Origin of the sequence: Undibacterium sp. 5I1 (assembly GCF_034314085.1) — a bacterium.
Taxonomy (GTDB): domain Bacteria; phylum Pseudomonadota; class Gammaproteobacteria; order Burkholderiales; family Burkholderiaceae_D; genus Undibacterium.
On sequence record NZ_JAVIWI010000001.1, the window covers coordinates 150,261 to 165,398 of the forward strand.

Sequence of the window (15,138 nt, forward strand, 5' to 3'; positions counted from 1 at the left end):
CGAATCCGGCTCTGTGACTTGGAATTACACTTTTTGGCCTTATATCGGTATAGGACGTCATCAAAAGTATCACCAATAGCATCACCTAGCAAAGCAGTTGCAAAGCTAGATAAGCAGAATTTTTTACGAAGAACTATTGTTTTTATGTAAATTAATTGCGATTTAAATAAATACAACCAAGCACAACCAAGCACAATCAAGCGTAACCAAGCCAGAAATAGCCTGTAAATCCCGCCAAGATGCTTGGTTCGCCTCTAAATTGGTACCGTCGTTTATACTCTGCTCTTCACGTTGTCACTGTAAGTTGTTGTGGTGATAACAGCTAGATAAGCTTTATACATGTTTATATTTGTTTAAACCCGTTTTAGACATGGTTTACAGATAAGAAGTAACGAGTCATCAAGACTCCTAAAAAGAATCAATCGCGAGAACCTTTATGTCCAGCCACCCATCGCCTGCAAGTACGCTCGCAGGTAATCCAAAATCTAACGACAGCAATACCAGCAACCCGAGCAGTAGCTCAGGTCAGGATTTGGATTATGTTACCTCCTGCATTTTGCCAACGACTTGGGCAACTTTTCAGATGCATGCTTTTTTTGAGCCAGCCACCGGCAAAGAGCATATTGCGCTGACCTTGGGTGATGTCGCCAACGGTGAACCTGTATTAGCCCGCATTCACTCAGAATGTCTGACCGGCGACGCCTTATTTAGCCAGCGCTGCGATTGCGGTCCGCAGCTGGAACTAGCATTACAAAAAATCGCCCAGGAAGGCCGCGGGGCTTTGCTGTATCTGCGCCAGGAAGGACGCGGTATTGGCTTGCTAAACAAAGTACGTGCGTATCATTTGCAAGACTTGGGTGCCGACACGGTAGAAGCCAATCAACAACTTGGGTTTGCTGCAGATTTACGTAACTACAGCCTGTGCGATCCTATGCTCAAGCATCTGGGCATTAGCTCGCTAAAACTGATGACCAATAATCCACGCAAAATCGCCGCGATGGAAGGATTAAACGTCAAGGTCACAGAGCATATCCCGCTAGTGATCAAACGCAATCCCCACAATGATCGCTATTTGAGTACCAAGGTTACCAAGCTGGGACATTTGATACAGCCGGAGTTGTAATTATTTCGCTATGTAGTTAAAAATAAATCGTTCAAAAACGAACCTCCAATACTATTGCGGCTTCTGGCATGAAAACATGCCAGAAGCCGCAATAGTATTGGACATCTAAAAGTAAGTTTTAGATGTCTGCAATAAATTCACATTAGCAAACGCTATGCATCCAGCCATGCGTATCTTCCGCGGTACCGTGCTGTAGCGCCAGCAGAGCTTCACGCAATGCCATAGTGACTTTGCCGTTTTCACCTTGGTTGATTTGCATCTCAAAATTCTTTGCTTTGACATGGCCGACTGGTGTGATGACGGCGGCTGTACCGCAGGCGAATACTTCTGTCATCCGCCCTGATGCGATGTCGTCGCGCCATTGTTGTACTGTGAGCTTGCGTTCTTCTGTTTCGTAACCCAAGTCTTTGGCCATTTCCAGCAAACTACGACGGGTGATGCCGGATAGCAGCGTGCCGGTGAGTTCTGGCGTAATGATGCGAGTTTTCCCTGCTTCTTCGTAGACAAAGAATAGGTTCATCCCACCCATTTCTTCTATGTATTCGCGCTTTACTGCATCCAGCCACACCACCTGGTCGCAGCCTTTTTCCAGCGCTTGCGCTTGCGCTACCAAGCTGGCGGCATAATTGCCTGCGCACTTCGCCTCTCCAGTGCCGCCGGGTGCTGCACGGACAAAATCTTCGCTGATCCACACCGTCACCGGTTTAACGCCTTGAGGAAAGTAGGCGCCGGCGGGGGAGGCAAATAAGACGAACAGATATTCGCTGGCAGGGCGCACACCCAAAAACGGATCAGTGGCAAACATCAGTGGTCGCAGGTACAGACTTTCTCCCACATTTTTGGGTACCCAGGCCTTATCCATGGTGATTAAAGCGTCTGCTGCTTGCATGAATATATCACCGGGCAAATCCGGCATTGCCAGCCGCTGTGCGCTGCGGTTGAAGCGCGCGCTGTTAGCATCTGGTCGGAAGGTTTTGACACTACCATCCGGCTGGCTGAAGGCTTTAAAGCCTTCAAAAATAGCCTGGCCGTAATGTAGTGCAGATGCCGCAGGGTCCAGGCTTAAAGGGCCGTAGGCTTTTAATTCGCCTTGTTGCCAAGCGCCGTTACGATAAGGAATGACCACCATATGATCCGTAAAAATTCGGCCAAAACTCGGGTTCGTCATGCGTTCGGCACGTTGTGCATCGCTCAGCGGGTGATCAGAGGGTGTTACTAACAGAGTCGGTGTGGAGGTGATCATCATTATCTTAGAAGTCAATGTAGGGAAAACAATCAAAATATTGCGTAAGTCCTGATGAATTAATTTTAGCCTTATTTTGCGATCAAGATAAGTTTTGCGCTAAAGATGTTGATCGCGGACTTGTCAGGGGCGACTAAGCGCAAGTACGCGGAGACTTGGTGGAGACCGTCACAGATGGCAATCGTAATCCCAAAATGATAATTTGGGACTGATGCGAACCGTCCTAGCTGTGTTGCCTTCGTCGTTAGGTCTTGCCGGAACAATTTTCAGGAAGCTCCCCAAGTATGAATATTCATATACTCCCCTGTTAATTTACCAAATATGCTACTTTATCCAATGATTATATGGACACCTAATATATACAGGGTGAGAGTATTTAAATTAACCTGGCTAAGCTGATTGACGGTGGATTGGTATAACCTCGCTTTGTTCCAACAACATCAAACTGAAGATACGCTTTTAGGAAACCGCACATCCACTTGCAAACCAATCCCATTGTCCGGCGTCTTTAAATCAATAGTCGCGTTTAAAGAATCACCAATCTCTTTCACAATCGCCAGCCCTAGACCAGAGCTATTGGGTTTACTGTCATCCAGACGGTAAAAGCGGTCAAAGACTTTTTGCTGTTCTGTTAGCGGGATACCGACACCGTTATCGATCACACTAAGTAAAACTTCGTTTGCTACCTGGCTGAGTGATACCGTAATCGTCCCTTCAGTTTTCATATGCTGTATGGCATTGTCGATTAAGTTGGAAACCAGTTCGCGCAGCAGATAGGGCGGTGCATCGACGATCGCAATGTCATCAAGCACGTCAATCCCAAGCTCGATATTTTTTTGTTGCGCTAGCGGTGCCAATTCTTCCATCACGTTTTTAATCAGGTCGGCAAGTTGTGTCGATTTGCGAGTGATGTTTGCATGTCGATTCTGTTCTACTGCCGCCAGAACGAGTAATTGATTGATGACTTTTGTGCCTTGCAAGATCGTTTTTTGGATGGCGTTCAATACTTCTTTTTGGGTCTGATCAAGATGACTATTTCGATGACCATAGTTGATCTGCGATGTGATGATGGCAAATGAGGTTCTTAACTGGTGTGCCGTATTTGCGACAAATTGCTCGTACGATGCCAGTGTCTTGTCTAGTCGCGCCACATAGTCGTTCATGGCAAAAATCACGGGTCTGATTTCAGCGGGAGCGGTTTTTTCATCCAGCTTTTCTAACGAGCCTGGCTGACGTAATAATAATTTTTCACCGAACTCAATGAGCGGACGGAGTGTCCAGCGAAACGCAATCATCATCCCGATAAGCACAATCGATAACAGGATTAAATGCTCCCGCATTGTTAAGTAAAATAAATTAGATTTGAATGCATCATGACCTCGTAGTGTCTGCGCTACTTGGGTAATCACGTAGTCCTTAGAGCCGCTGCTTGGCAACTGATGGGAGTAGGCAATTACCCTGACTGGTTCGCCACGGATGGTGCTAAGAAAGTAAGCAGCTTGCTCTGTCGTGAGTGTTGCTTTATAGACGCTTAGCTCCGGGTTACCTGCGATCAGTACCCCGGTGTTATTCCGTACCGAATATAAGACACGGTCTTGATATTTACTGGCGAACAGCTCTACCGCAGCAGGCGGCACACTGATTTCATACACGCCATCGACCTTCGAGATCTGTTCTGAAATAATTTTTGCAGCACCTTTAAGCAATTGTTCTTGCACCAAGGTAGCAACCTGATCTGTATTGATATAGGTCACAAGCAAATCGATTGCCGAGATCAGCACCGTTGGCAAAAATACCCAAAGAGCTAGCCGGCTTTTAAGACTTTTAAGTCGAGGCAACATAGGTCAACATATATCCCAGTCCACGCAAGGTAATAATCTGCGCACCCGAGCCTTCAATTTTTTTACGTAGGCGAAGAATATAAATTTCTAGTGCCTTTGGTGACACGGTATCGTCCAGAGTGAACAAGCCATCGGCTAATTCTTTCTTAGAAACGGTTTTCCCGGATTGTCGTATCAGCGCTTCTAAAACCGCATATTCTCTTGGCGTCAGGTTGATGTCCTCACCGTGACTACTAAATTTTTTTGAGTTACTGTCATAGCTTAGTGCTCCACATGCCACGACAGGATTCGTCTTGCCACTGGCGCGACGCAGTAAGGACCGCAGACGTGCCTCTAATTCTTGGATGTCAAACGGTTTGGCGAGATAATCGTCGGCACCTAAATTTAAATTTTCAATAATGTCGCTCAAGGTATCAAGCGCACTGATGATGAGCACCGGGACTTGATTATCTTTGCTGCGTAATTGCTTTAAGACCGCTTGCCCTTTTACTCCGGGTAGTGTCAGATCTAACAGGATGGCATCATAACTTTGCGTAAGCAGCAGGTGTAACGCATCCTCGCCTGAGAAGGCTTGCTCAACGGCATAACCCGACTGCGCTAATAGCCGTGTGAGCCAAGACGACAGCTCCCGGTTATCTTCTACTAAAAGTAATTTCATGGGCATAAGGCTAAACCATCTTGGCGATAACCGGGCAAGTGAGTTTCTTTTTTTCCACAAACAGATAGATTGAAGGCTGACTGAAGGTTTAAATCATCTACATTTGCCAACGTAGAATGAATCTATCAAAGCAGACTCGATAATTTTTTTGGCTTTTGGCTTGAGCGATAACAAAGTTAGAGTAAAACCTTATTTGCGATGAGGCCAAAGCGCAGGTCTGGCAATAGATCAATAAAAAACGATTCAAAGAAATCGAGAGTCATCTTGTAATACAACTCAAAAAAATAACGGAGACAATCATGAAAGCAGTATTAAAACTCGCATTAAAACCGATAGCAGCCATGCTGATGCTGGTATCCAGCATGCAAGTCCATGCGGCTGACAAAATCACGATTATGGTCGGTGGGATAGAGAAGCAAATCTACTTGCCGGCTAAATTGGCAGAGCAGTTAGGGTATTTAAAAGAAACCGGTCTGGAGATTGAATTACTGAGCGAGCCAGCCGGGGTCAATGCAGAGACAGAAATGTTATCTGGTGCAGCGCAAGGTGTAGTAGGTTTTTATGATCACACCATCGATTTGCAAGCGCGTGGAAAATTAGTGCAATCGGTAGTCCAGTTTAGCCAGGCACCGGGCGAAGTAATTTTAGTGTCCAAGGCGGCTGCCAAAGAGATCAAATCCCCCGCAGACTTTAAAGGTAAGACATTAGGCGTCACAGGTCTTGGCTCTTCCACCAATTTTTTGACGCAATATCTGGCGGCTAAAGCAGGCGTGAAGAATAGCGAATTTACGACCTTGCCAGTGGGCGCAGGCTCAACTTTTATTGCAGCAATGGCACAAAATAAAATTGATGCGGGCATGACCACAGAGCCAACAATTTCGCGTCTGGTATCCACCGGTGCGGCTACCATTTTGATCGATTTGCGCACGGTGAAAGAAACTGAAGCTGCGCTCGGTGGTACTTATCCGGCAGCTTGTCTGTATATGCCCACTGCCTGGGTGAATACGCACAAAGATCAGGTACAAAAGCTAGCAAACGCGTTTGTAAAGACCTTGAAATACATTAAAACTCATAGCGCAAAAGAGATCGCAGACAAAATGCCAGCGGATTATTACGCATCCAATAAGCAGATGTACATCGATGCGCTGGAAGCCAGCAAGCAGATGTTTACCGCTGATGGTGTGATGCCGGAAAACGGCCCCGCGACCGTACTCAAGGTATTGAATGGTTTTGATAAAGCGGTACAAGGCAAGACGATCAATCTGGCGAATACCTTCACCAGCGAGTTTGTGAAAGCGGCGAAATAATGGAACATTCGGTGATTGAGGTGATGACTACGGCAACCAGTATGGCAACGAGCCTAACTAAGAATGTGGCGACGAATGTAGCCATCGAGTTGACCAATGTCAGCAGAAAATTTATCAGTCCGGCTGGCAAAGTAACCCTTGCATTAAAAGATTTTAGTTTGACGGTCAATGAAGGTGATTTCTGCGCGATTGTTGGTCCTACCGGCTGCGGCAAATCAACTACTCTAGGCATGATCACGGGTTTAAATCCGCCGTCTTCAGGTAGCGTTAAAGTATTTGGTAAGCCGGTGACGGGGATTGATCCCGACATTGGTTTTGTGTTTCAGGCAGATGCAGTTTTCCCCTGGAAAAACGTGATCGATAATATTGCGATTGGTCCGATATTTCGCGGTAAGGATAAAAAAACGGCGAAAGAGATGGCGGGCGAGTGGGTGCGCAGAGTCGGTCTGGCGGGCTTTGAATACCATTATCCGCATCAGTTATCGGGCGGTATGCGTAAGCGTGTTGCACTGGCGCAGACGTTTATTAACGAGCCAAAAATCTTGTTGATGGACGAGCCATTCTCCGCATTAGACGTGCAGACCCGTGCACTGATGCAGGACGAATTACTGGGCTTGTGGTCAGAGAAAAAAGCCTCCGTCGTGTTTGTGACCCATGATATTGAGGAGGCGATTGCATTAGCAGATCGTGTGGTGGTGTTGTCTAAAGGTCCCGGCTCTGTCAAGAGCTGCTACGAGATTCCTTTAGCACGTCCGCGGGAAGTTTCTACGGCACGCTACTCAGAAGAATTTATCCATCTGTCAAAGCAAATCTGGACGGATTTAAAAGATGAAGTCCAAATTTAAAGCGGGATTAAAAATATGAATACTACTGTCCTAAATACGTCGCTCAATCTGCCTGAAATCGGTGAGGAAGAGCGCAAGGCGATTGCCAAAGGGGTTAATCATCACCGTCTGGTTATTTTTTTACGAATCGCACTGGCCGTGGTGACTTTAGGTGCGTGGGAATTATCGGTTAAAGCGGGTTTAATTGATCCTTTCTTTTTCTCGCAACCGACGGCTATTTATGAGCAACTGATGACATGGATCACAGAAGGTACGGCGCAAGGTCCGCTCTGGCGTGAATTGCTGGTAACGATGGAAGAAACGGTACTGGGGTTTTTGATTGGTAGTTTTCTGGGTATTTTTTTCGGGATTGCTCTGGGCCGCAATAAATTGGCAGCGGATGTGTTGAGTATCTATATCAAAGTCGCTAATGCTATTCCGCGTGTGGTGTTGGGGTCGATTTTTATCATCATGTTTGGTTTGGGCATGGGGTCTAAGATTGCATTAGCGGTTGTGATGGTATTTTTTGTCGTGTTTGGTAATGCGTTCCAAGGCGTGCGTGAGGCGGATAAAAATCTGATTGCCAACGCATATATTTTGGGGGCGAGTAAACGTCAGGTGACTTTCTCGGTCGTGTTTCCGTCGGCACTGACTTGGATTTTAGCCAGCTTGCATGTCAGCTTTGGTTTTGCATTAGTCGGTGCCGTGGTCGGTGAGTTTTTGGGTGCGCGACACGGTATCGGTTTGCTGATCGCCACAGCGCAAGGGACGTTTAATGCAGCCGGTGTATTTGCAGCAATGATCGTGTTGGCGGTGGTCGCCTTGGCGGCCGAGTATCTGCTGACTGCGATTGAAAACAGATTATTGAAATGGCGTCCGGTGCAGTTTGTTGAGCAGGGTATGTGATTGTTAGGCAGGTTTTATGTACTCCAATTGGCCCGCTGACGCGGGCTTTTTTTTCGTTATATTGCGTGATGTCGGCGATATCTGTGTCTGGCTTAGCTCGTTTTCTACAAGTGGAATACGGTATAAATCAATATACTCCCCATTATTTTTATTGAAAATAGTTAATTGTCCAATGAATCATTGGACAATTAAAATATACTATATAGGAGTATTTAATTTAACTGTGGTGAGAATGCAAATGCATTTCCATGCAGGCAGCGCTAAGGATTGTGCTTTGCTCGCTTTGCCTGTTTGCACTGACTTGATATTCGATTCCGGGCTATGCTGGAATATGGGATAGGCGGAGCCTTATCAGCGTGAGGCGTTGGAACGGGGTGAGAGAACTGTCGTGCTAATTTTCATCAGCACGATTGCTGCAGGAATGCTTAACTATTGCGCTTAACTACTGCGCTTAACTACTGCGCTTAACTACTTTGATTTCTTTGTCCCGTTTTGATATCGACTGAAATACGTACGCCTTTTTCCATCAGCCAGATTTCATCCGGTGGTTCGTCTCCTGCCAGTGCGCCAAATACGACGGGCAAACCTTCCCCTTTGCGCATTAACTCGTCTGCCCGTTCGTACACGTTAGGGCAGCCAGTTTCTGCCATCAGTGCCTGGACAATGGCGACTTTCCAGGCATCGACGCCAGCGGCATTAAATTGGCAGATCAGATAATCGTTCACTGCTTTGCTGTCGTCATTGGTACTACCATCTTTAATCCAATCAACCACCAGACCAGATAAACCATCTTCTTCACCGGATACTAGAGAAATAGACTGACTTACGTTTTTGCTGGCGCTGTTTACATTCGCTTTACGCTTGAGAACAGCCGTCTGAACACGTCGTTTAATCATGGCGTGATCGACGGATTCGTTTTGGTCAAAGGTCCAGACGCGGGCACTGATTTGTGATTTTGCGTTGTAGGCAGCACGTGCCAGAAATTGACCGGAAGACGATTGAACCAGGACTGTCGCGCCTAATTTATTTCGTTCTCCGGGTTTGCCATCGACCCGCGCCACGGCAGATAGATAAACCCAAGGCTGTCGTTCTAGCAGGCTTTTTTCTTTGCCTTGTTTAATAGTGAGTGTCAGCATGAGTCAACTTAAAATCTGTTTAAAAATAGTTAGAAATGAATAGTGTTGCTTTAGATGCCGAGGTTTTTACCGCTCGACCGACCTAATTATCGTATTGCGATAAACGCCGCTCTTCGTCCGCTTGTTCAATCCGCGCGATTTCAATCTCACGCATCACCGCGCCAACATCGGCCGGACGTTTATCCACTGCAACGCGACCAGTCAAGACGGTTTCTGGTGTGAGCAAACCTGCCTGATATAGCAGCCAGATTTCTTTGCCGTATTTGGTTCCTGCCAGTTGTGGCGCAAAGGGACTGAAGAAGTTCATCAAATTATCGACATCGCGCTCCAGCATGGCGCCTGCACTGGTATTGCCTGCAGCATCAATCGCTTGCGGCAAGTCAATGATGACAGGACCCTTGTCATCCACCAGAATATTGTATTCAGACAGATCGCCGTGGATGACGCCGGCACATAACATCAGGACGACCTGATGCAGCAATTGAGCGTGATAGTCCAGTGCCAGCGCTTCGGTCAGTTCAACATCATTTAAACGCGGTGCGGCGTTGCCAGTGGCATCTGTCACTAGATCCATCAGCAGTACGCCTTCAAAGCAGATATACGGCGTCGGGACGCGCACACCGGCAGCGGCCAGACGGTATAAGGCATCGACCTCGGCGCTTTGCCAGACTTCTTCCTGCATCTTACGGCCGTAGCGGGTGCCTTTTTCCATCGCCCGCGCCTGGCGGCTATTTTTGACGGTACGACCTTCCTGGTAGGCGACGGCTTTTTTAAAACTACGCTGATTCGCTTCTTTATATACTTTGGCGCAACGGATATCCTCACCGCAACGCACGACATACACCGTGGCCTCTTTGCCGCTCATGAGCTGGCGCAAGACATCATCGATTAACCCTTCATCAACAAGTGGCTGTATTCTTTTTGGTATTTTCATAAGTAATTAGTATAAATAATTCGGCTGAGTGCTTCCAATTTCCAGACACTGTAGCCAAACCGGGCGAAAAAATCAGATAAGCACCAAATTTAGCTATGACAAACAGTATGTAAAAACGGAATAGATAACGGATAGTACCAATTTGTGCGTCCCAGTCATACCATTGCGCACCATTCGACCTATAATCCAGTTTATCGCAGTACTGTTGTACTGTTTCACCAAGGAGCACATCATGAGCAAAGCACAAGACAGTAAAAAAGCAGTCAAAAAAGAACCAGCAAAAACCATGAAGGAAAAAAAAGCGGATAAGAAAGTGAAGAAGGAGGCAATGAAGCGTCAGTGATGCTGGATGTTGTCTACACCACTATCCAATATCATGTTTCCTTAAGATTATTGATTTTGGATATCTAAAGATAATGCGGCTTCTGGCATGTTTCTATGTTAGAAGCCGCATTATCATTGGACTTTGTACTTTTTGAATTTCCAAAAAATTACAAATGATGACCAGAGCTGATGACTCTAGTTCTGCATGGCTTTAGCAGGTATCCAAAGGGCGTTATTGAATTAACGCACGTCTCTGGACTCCCGCCTGCACAGGAGTAACAAGAAAAATAGTTTTTAGAAATTCTCTTAGCACTTATGCAAAAATCAAAACCCCTCATCACAGAGGCATGCAGACACGCGGAAACAGAGGAACAACAAAGGAAGAGAAAGACAGGTTTTCGCTGTTCTCATGGCTTTCTCTGTGGCCCTGTGCCTCTATGTTGAGAGGTCTTAATTTTTTATGTACAGCCATCTAGTTCCATGGGAATGGTAGTAAATAGCTTTACGTTTTTGCATCAGTCCTATTAATATCTCTATTTTAGAAAAGTATCCGCTTCTAATTTAATATCGAGATTTGATCCAGTCATCTATCGCAATTTTTCCAGGTCCAAATACTGCTAATACAGCCAGCAGCAAACCCCAATACAGATGATCATTGATGGCCGCCGGACACTCAAATGACCAAAGCTGCGGATACGATACGACTGCCATTGCATTGACTGCAAATAATCCTAAAGCGGCAGGGCGGGAGAATAAGCCTGTAATTAACAAAATCGGGAAAAACAATTCTCCACCAGCGCCGGTAATCGCGGCTAGCTCCGGCGGCAAGACGGGAACATGATATTCCTCGCGGAATAGGGATAAAGTTGCCTCCCAGTCCTGAATCTTTACCATCCCAGATTTTAGAAATTGCCAGCCTACAAAAATCCGCAAACCAAGATTAAGCAATGCGCCGCCCCATTCTTGTATTAGTTGATCGATGCTGGTGCTGAGTTGATGCAGCCGCAAAAATTGGTTCATTTTATTCTCCCTGTTAGTTATGCAAGTCAGTCGGAGGAGTGCGGTTTTCCTTACATGCGTTCATCGCTGGAAGACAGTTTACTCTCTACAAAAATGCCCCAGTTAAACCATTGCTGTAGTTGATCCGCAATCTGAAAATCGGGATCGTGTTCCATCGCTTGCTCCAATGCCCATCCGATACTTTCTCCTTGCGATAAGGCTAGCAATCCAACATACGACGCTATGCCTAATGCATGTACTTCGACTAACCAATGTTGGCGGTTGACTAAGCAATAGTTTTTTACCTCTAATTGCTCTGGATAAGCGACATCGATTTTTGGTTGGTGTGCTTGCCAAATGCTTGCACAAGCCCACTCCGATGTTATTAATCGGCAAGCTGGGTGTAGGCGCAAACGGGTTTGTCCAAAATGTTCTCCTGTTTTTTCAATCACTTCGGCCAGGCCCAACGGCGCTGTATTGGTTGCGTAATAGGCCGTATGCACATGCCACTCTAAGTTGGCGACATCTGGAAAATAGGGATAGTCATTGATGATACCGATACCAGTTGCTGGATCAGCTAAAAAAATGGATAGCTGCGATCCAAATTCGTTTAAATCGCCTGAAGTAGACGGATGGGCGCGTCCGTAGGCTTTGGCCATTTGCTCAAAAAATTCTGCGCCGACCAATTGATATAAAACAGGATAGGTATTTTGTAAGGCTTGAGTCCAGATGGCGGACACATTCCCCCTATAAATCCCCAAGCGTTCTTGTGCTTGTTCCGGCGAGGATTTGAACAATGGACTGGTACTTTGGTCGGGAAACAATAAAGCATCTGCAAACTGCTGTTGTATCGCAGAGAGGCTGCGAGGGTCAGCCATGATGTGCCGCTGATATTGAGTTACTGACACTACTTGCGTTGATGATGTTGGCACGAGACGCATCCCTGTAATACGTCGCCTTAGCCGCTTCGGCCAGCAGAACCGGTAGCGCCGGAATATCGGTATCCCATTCAATCAACACAGGAATTTCTGTGCCCAGTAGCGAGCACGTTGTTTGGTATAAATCCCATACCTCCGGCGCTAGTTCACAACCATGGTGATCGATCAGGCAGTCATCAGTACGCAAATGTCCTGCCAGATGAATCTCACCAATCACACCTTGTGGCAGATCAGAGAAATGACGCAGCGCTGCTAAGGCATCTTCGCCGTGATTATGCTGATTGACGTAGAGGTTATTGACGTCTAATAAAATGCCGCAGCCTGTACGCTTTGCCAGTTGTACCAGAAATTCTGCCTCGGACATGTCATCTTGGGCGAAGCGTAAATAGGTCGAGACGTTTTCGATCAGCACGCTTCTTTGCAATAGATTTTGTACTTGATCAACCCGCTCGCATATCAACTCTAAAGCATCTTGACGCAATGGTAGCGGGAGTAAATCGTTTAAATGACGACCAGTCACAGCACCCCAACACAAATGTTCGGATACCAGAGCAGGTTGTATGCGTTGAACCAGGTGGTGTAATTTTTGCAGATGGGCGTCGTTGTAGGCGTTGTAACCAACGGCAGAGCCGAGAGCTAAACCGACACCATGCAGGCTGATGGGATAATCTTGACGTAGTTGCTGCAAAACATGCAAATCGTAACCGCCATCGCCAAAATAATTTTCTGAATGCACCTCTAACCAGTCGATTGCTACTGGCGCATTCAGAAAATCACGGTAATGCTGACTGCGCAAACCAACGCCAACCCCTAAGTTGACGGTCGGTTTGCGCATCGTCTCGAACGCGGAGTTCAAGCTGTATTAAATTTAGCTAAAATCAGGCTGCTTTGTCTACTTTGCCGCCCATTTTTTCACAGGTGCCTGCCGGGACTTTTTTCCATTCACTAGGGTCCATATCTTTTTTGCCTTGGCCAGCGCAAGAATGGGAGCCAGTTTTAGTAGCGCAATCATTTTGACCTGCTTTGGCGACGCCAAAACATTTTTCTGTTTTTGCTGGTTCAGCGGCGGCTGCCATAGCGGAACCAAGCAAACCTGCTAATGCAACTGCGATCATGGCTTTGTTGTTCATGTTGATCTCCAATAAATTAAAAAGGGCTTACATTAAGTTGAATCGATAATTGAATCAATACACATCACTTACAACGAATAGTCGATCAAAGCAGAGATACCTTACACATCTTTTTAAAAAATGTCCTGCTTTTGTGTGAATCTTGTATTCATTATTAATTTTTACGAAACAAATTTCAAATTAGATTCAACCCAGATTTTCCATTGGAACAGCGACAAGTGTGCCTTTGGCGGACTGACTGGCTAGACGCGACGACGACGCAAGCTGCATCTTGCTAGGAGGAGCAACAACGCCAGGCAGTTCGCCAACGGTGCAATTGTCGCTGTAGCGTTTCCACTCGAATCGCGGTGGTGCTATCCCTCTGAAGACCGCACGCCGTCTGCGTTTTTTGCGAAGTGGTAGCGGTCTAATGGAAAATCTGGGTTCAATCTTGATTGGATACTAATTTTTAGCGGCAGTTTGGGTTATTCAGCGGATAGGTTATTCTTCGCCTTGTAGCTAACAAGAAGCTTAATGTTGATCAGGAATTTTATGCAAGAACTTACTTTTAGCCTGGATGGCGAATTCGTTGAATTGAATCAATTATTAAAACTGGTCGGACTATGCGACAGCGGTGGTGCAGGCAAAGTGATTGTCGCCAGTGGTGCCGTTGCCGTTGACGGCAAGCAGGAGTTGCGTAAAACAGCCAAAATCCGGCAAGGACAAAAAGTAGTCTTGGGCGATGTTCGCATCAAGGTGATTGCGGCTTAATTCACCCTAATACGTTTTGCTTATTTGTTGAATAATCAAACGGCTGCTGTGCCGGCGCTGACTGGCTCTTCAGACAATGTTGCAAGTTGATTTTGCTGCATTTGCTCATTACTCATAAAGCGCGCCAGCATATTGTCCATGGTATCAACATGATGTTCAAACCAGTGCGGCAATTCTTCTGCCAGGCGTGCGCCTAAATCGGTTTCTCCTAATTCTATCCGGCGTCGCACTTCGTGCATGACTTGCAGTATGGCGTTGTGCTCTGTGATATGACAGCCGCCTGGTGGAAATTGGGTTTCAGTCATCCATTGATTTTCTTGATCGAAGTGTTCGACTGAATGTGCGATCAAGGCATCTAAACGCTCGATGTAGGTTGCCGGATTGTCTTCTGCCAGCGCAGCGCAGAGCGTGACAAATTCTTGATGTGTTTCATCCATGGGCGCATAGCTCAAACTTAGCCGATCCGACCATCCCCATTGTGTATCAGTCATTATTTTTCCTAGTCGCGCCAGGCTCACTGGCGATTTCATTGCCAATTAATACTGCTCAATATTCTCGACAGGATTATCACTGATTGTAGATTTTTTTGCTGCGGGATTTTTTGGTGGTGTGAGCGTAATTTGTTAGTTCATCAAGGTGCGCTTTAATTTTTGGCTGACACGCTTGAATTACAACAAATCGTTGGTGAAGTGAGGAGGCGTGAGAAAAACTTAAGAAACAGTTCAAATGTAATTCATGAGTATGAATTACCGTAAAAATAAAGTCACCCGACGCACAACCTTGTACGTCGGCAACAAAATAACACTAAGCAGTGGTATTGATATTTCTGCCAAGATTTGGCGGTAAATTCGATACCGTTGGAGCGCTTGGAATCGCTTCGATCAAAGCGGTTGCGCTGTCCTTGCTAATGTCTTGCGCTTTTTTAAGCACAGCAATACTAACCGCTTGGCTAGTACCTACATCGGCCAAAGTTGTGGCAACGCTGGCAATACCTGTAACGTCCATTATATTCTCCCATTAATACG

Annotated in this window: 16 protein-coding genes; 5 read left to right on the top strand and 11 right to left on the bottom strand. The window is 46.2% G+C overall.

All coding sequences use genetic code 11. The features are described 5' to 3' along the window. Positions 1-436 precede the first annotated feature (436 nt). Positions 437-1,123, top strand: coding sequence for a GTP cyclohydrolase II (ribA, locus tag RGU72_RS00590; protein ID WP_322117890.1), 687 nt, complete (start codon positions 437-439; stop codon positions 1,121-1,123). Positions 1,124-1,265: 142 nt separating this feature from the next. Here the strand turns inward: ribA and RGU72_RS00595 are convergent, their stop codons facing one another. From RGU72_RS00595 to RGU72_RS00605, 3 genes are all read right to left on the bottom strand, one after another. Beyond that, positions 1,266-2,369, bottom strand: coding sequence for a branched-chain amino acid aminotransferase (locus tag RGU72_RS00595; RefSeq protein WP_323491783.1), 1,104 nt, complete (start codon positions 2,367-2,369; stop codon positions 1,266-1,268). Positions 2,370-2,806: 437 nt separating this feature from the next. Continuing rightward, positions 2,807-4,207 (bottom strand): sensor histidine kinase, encoded by a 1,401-nt coding sequence (locus RGU72_RS00600; protein WP_322117892.1) that lies wholly within the window; start codon positions 4,205-4,207, stop codon positions 2,807-2,809. Continuing rightward, positions 4,191-4,865 (bottom strand): response regulator, encoded by a 675-nt coding sequence (locus RGU72_RS00605; protein ID WP_322117893.1) that lies wholly within the window; start codon positions 4,863-4,865, stop codon positions 4,191-4,193. The genes RGU72_RS00600 and RGU72_RS00605 overlap by 17 nt, the downstream gene beginning before the upstream one ends. A 299-nt stretch (positions 4,866-5,164) precedes the next feature. Between RGU72_RS00605 and RGU72_RS00610 the strand changes: the two genes are divergently transcribed. The 3 genes from RGU72_RS00610 to RGU72_RS00620 are packed head-to-tail and all read left to right on the top strand — an operon-like array spanning position 5,165 to position 7,902. Next, the gene (locus RGU72_RS00610) at positions 5,165-6,172 is read left to right on the top strand and encodes an ABC transporter substrate-binding protein (RefSeq protein ID WP_322117894.1); all 1,008 of its coding nucleotides are present in this window, start codon (positions 5,165-5,167) and stop codon (positions 6,170-6,172) included. Between the two features lie 41 nt (positions 6,173-6,213). Then, complete coding sequence (locus tag RGU72_RS00615) at positions 6,214-7,017, top strand: ABC transporter ATP-binding protein (RefSeq protein ID WP_322117895.1); 804 nt, start codon at positions 6,214-6,216, stop codon at positions 7,015-7,017. 15 nt (positions 7,018-7,032) lie between these two features. Continuing rightward, positions 7,033-7,902, top strand: coding sequence for an ABC transporter permease (locus RGU72_RS00620; protein ID WP_322117896.1), 870 nt, complete (start codon positions 7,033-7,035; stop codon positions 7,900-7,902). Positions 7,903-8,366: 464 nt separating this feature from the next. Here RGU72_RS00620 and RGU72_RS00625 read toward each other — a convergent pair whose 3' ends face one another. The 6 genes from RGU72_RS00625 to RGU72_RS00650 form a co-directional block, all read right to left on the bottom strand. Next, the gene (locus RGU72_RS00625) at positions 8,367-9,038 is read right to left on the bottom strand and encodes an SAM-dependent methyltransferase (protein WP_322117897.1); all 672 of its coding nucleotides are present in this window, start codon (positions 9,036-9,038) and stop codon (positions 8,367-8,369) included. Between the two features lie 82 nt (positions 9,039-9,120). After that, entirely contained in the window at positions 9,121-9,972 is an 852-nt protein-coding gene (locus tag RGU72_RS00630) for a PA4780 family RIO1-like protein kinase (RefSeq protein ID WP_322117898.1), read from the bottom strand. Positions 9,973-10,857: 885 nt separating this feature from the next. Next, a complete protein-coding gene (locus RGU72_RS00635) occupies positions 10,858-11,316 on the bottom strand; it encodes a DoxX family protein (RefSeq protein ID WP_322117899.1) in 459 nt (152 codons plus the stop codon). Between the two features lie 50 nt (positions 11,317-11,366). Continuing rightward, positions 11,367-12,173 (bottom strand): DNA-binding domain-containing protein, encoded by an 807-nt coding sequence (locus RGU72_RS00640; protein ID WP_322117900.1) that lies wholly within the window; start codon positions 12,171-12,173, stop codon positions 11,367-11,369. Beyond that, positions 12,166-13,089, bottom strand: a complete 924-nt coding sequence (locus RGU72_RS00645; protein ID WP_322117901.1) for a DUF692 domain-containing protein — start codon at positions 13,087-13,089, stop codon at positions 12,166-12,168. The genes RGU72_RS00640 and RGU72_RS00645 overlap by 8 nt, the downstream gene beginning before the upstream one ends. A 22-nt stretch (positions 13,090-13,111) precedes the next feature. Further along, complete coding sequence (locus RGU72_RS00650; protein ID WP_322117902.1) at positions 13,112-13,363, bottom strand: DUF2282 domain-containing protein; 252 nt, start codon at positions 13,361-13,363, stop codon at positions 13,112-13,114. A 531-nt stretch (positions 13,364-13,894) separates the two neighbouring features. On the opposite strand from RGU72_RS00650, the gene RGU72_RS00655 reads away from it, so the two are divergent. Then, positions 13,895-14,113 (top strand): RNA-binding S4 domain-containing protein, encoded by a 219-nt coding sequence (locus tag RGU72_RS00655; protein ID WP_322117903.1) that lies wholly within the window; start codon positions 13,895-13,897, stop codon positions 14,111-14,113. A gap of 35 nt (positions 14,114-14,148) precedes the next feature. Here the strand turns inward: RGU72_RS00655 and RGU72_RS00660 are convergent, their stop codons facing one another. Both RGU72_RS00660 and RGU72_RS00665 read right to left on the bottom strand, forming a co-directional pair. Then, a complete protein-coding gene (locus RGU72_RS00660) occupies positions 14,149-14,604 on the bottom strand; it encodes a hemerythrin domain-containing protein (protein ID WP_322117904.1) in 456 nt (151 codons plus the stop codon). 313 nt (positions 14,605-14,917) lie between these two features. After that, on the bottom strand, positions 14,918-15,118 hold the full coding sequence (locus tag RGU72_RS00665; RefSeq protein ID WP_322117905.1) for a YjfB family protein: 201 nt from the start codon (positions 15,116-15,118) through the stop codon (positions 14,918-14,920). Positions 15,119-15,138: the final 20 nt, after the last annotated feature.

Coding starts and splice junctions, on each gene's coding strand:
- RGU72_RS00640 (WP_322117900.1), bottom strand. CDS start 12,173: ATGGCTGACCCTCGCAGCCTCTCTGCGATACAACAGCAGTTTGCAGAT.
- RGU72_RS00595 (WP_323491783.1), bottom strand. CDS start 2,369: ATGATGATCACCTCCACACCGACTCTGTTAGTAACACCCTCTGATCAC.
- RGU72_RS00660 (WP_322117904.1), bottom strand. CDS start 14,604: ATGACTGATACACAATGGGGATGGTCGGATCGGCTAAGTTTGAGCTAT.
- RGU72_RS00615 (WP_322117895.1), top strand. CDS start 6,214: ATGGCAACGAGCCTAACTAAGAATGTGGCGACGAATGTAGCCATCGAG.
- RGU72_RS00635 (WP_322117899.1), bottom strand. CDS start 11,316: ATGAACCAATTTTTGCGGCTGCATCAACTCAGCACCAGCATCGATCAA.
- RGU72_RS00605 (WP_322117893.1), bottom strand. CDS start 4,865: ATGAAATTACTTTTAGTAGAAGATAACCGGGAGCTGTCGTCTTGGCTC.
- RGU72_RS00630 (WP_322117898.1), bottom strand. CDS start 9,972: ATGAAAATACCAAAAAGAATACAGCCACTTGTTGATGAAGGGTTAATC.
- ribA (WP_322117890.1), top strand. CDS start 437: ATGTCCAGCCACCCATCGCCTGCAAGTACGCTCGCAGGTAATCCAAAA.
- RGU72_RS00665 (WP_322117905.1), bottom strand. CDS start 15,118: ATGGACGTTACAGGTATTGCCAGCGTTGCCACAACTTTGGCCGATGTA.
- RGU72_RS00625 (WP_322117897.1), bottom strand. CDS start 9,038: ATGCTGACACTCACTATTAAACAAGGCAAAGAAAAAAGCCTGCTAGAA.
- RGU72_RS00655 (WP_322117903.1), top strand. CDS start 13,895: ATGCAAGAACTTACTTTTAGCCTGGATGGCGAATTCGTTGAATTGAAT.
- RGU72_RS00600 (WP_322117892.1), bottom strand. CDS start 4,207: ATGTTGCCTCGACTTAAAAGTCTTAAAAGCCGGCTAGCTCTTTGGGTA.
- RGU72_RS00650 (WP_322117902.1), bottom strand. CDS start 13,363: ATGAACAACAAAGCCATGATCGCAGTTGCATTAGCAGGTTTGCTTGGT.
- RGU72_RS00620 (WP_322117896.1), top strand. CDS start 7,033: ATGAATACTACTGTCCTAAATACGTCGCTCAATCTGCCTGAAATCGGT.
- RGU72_RS00610 (WP_322117894.1), top strand. CDS start 5,165: ATGAAAGCAGTATTAAAACTCGCATTAAAACCGATAGCAGCCATGCTG.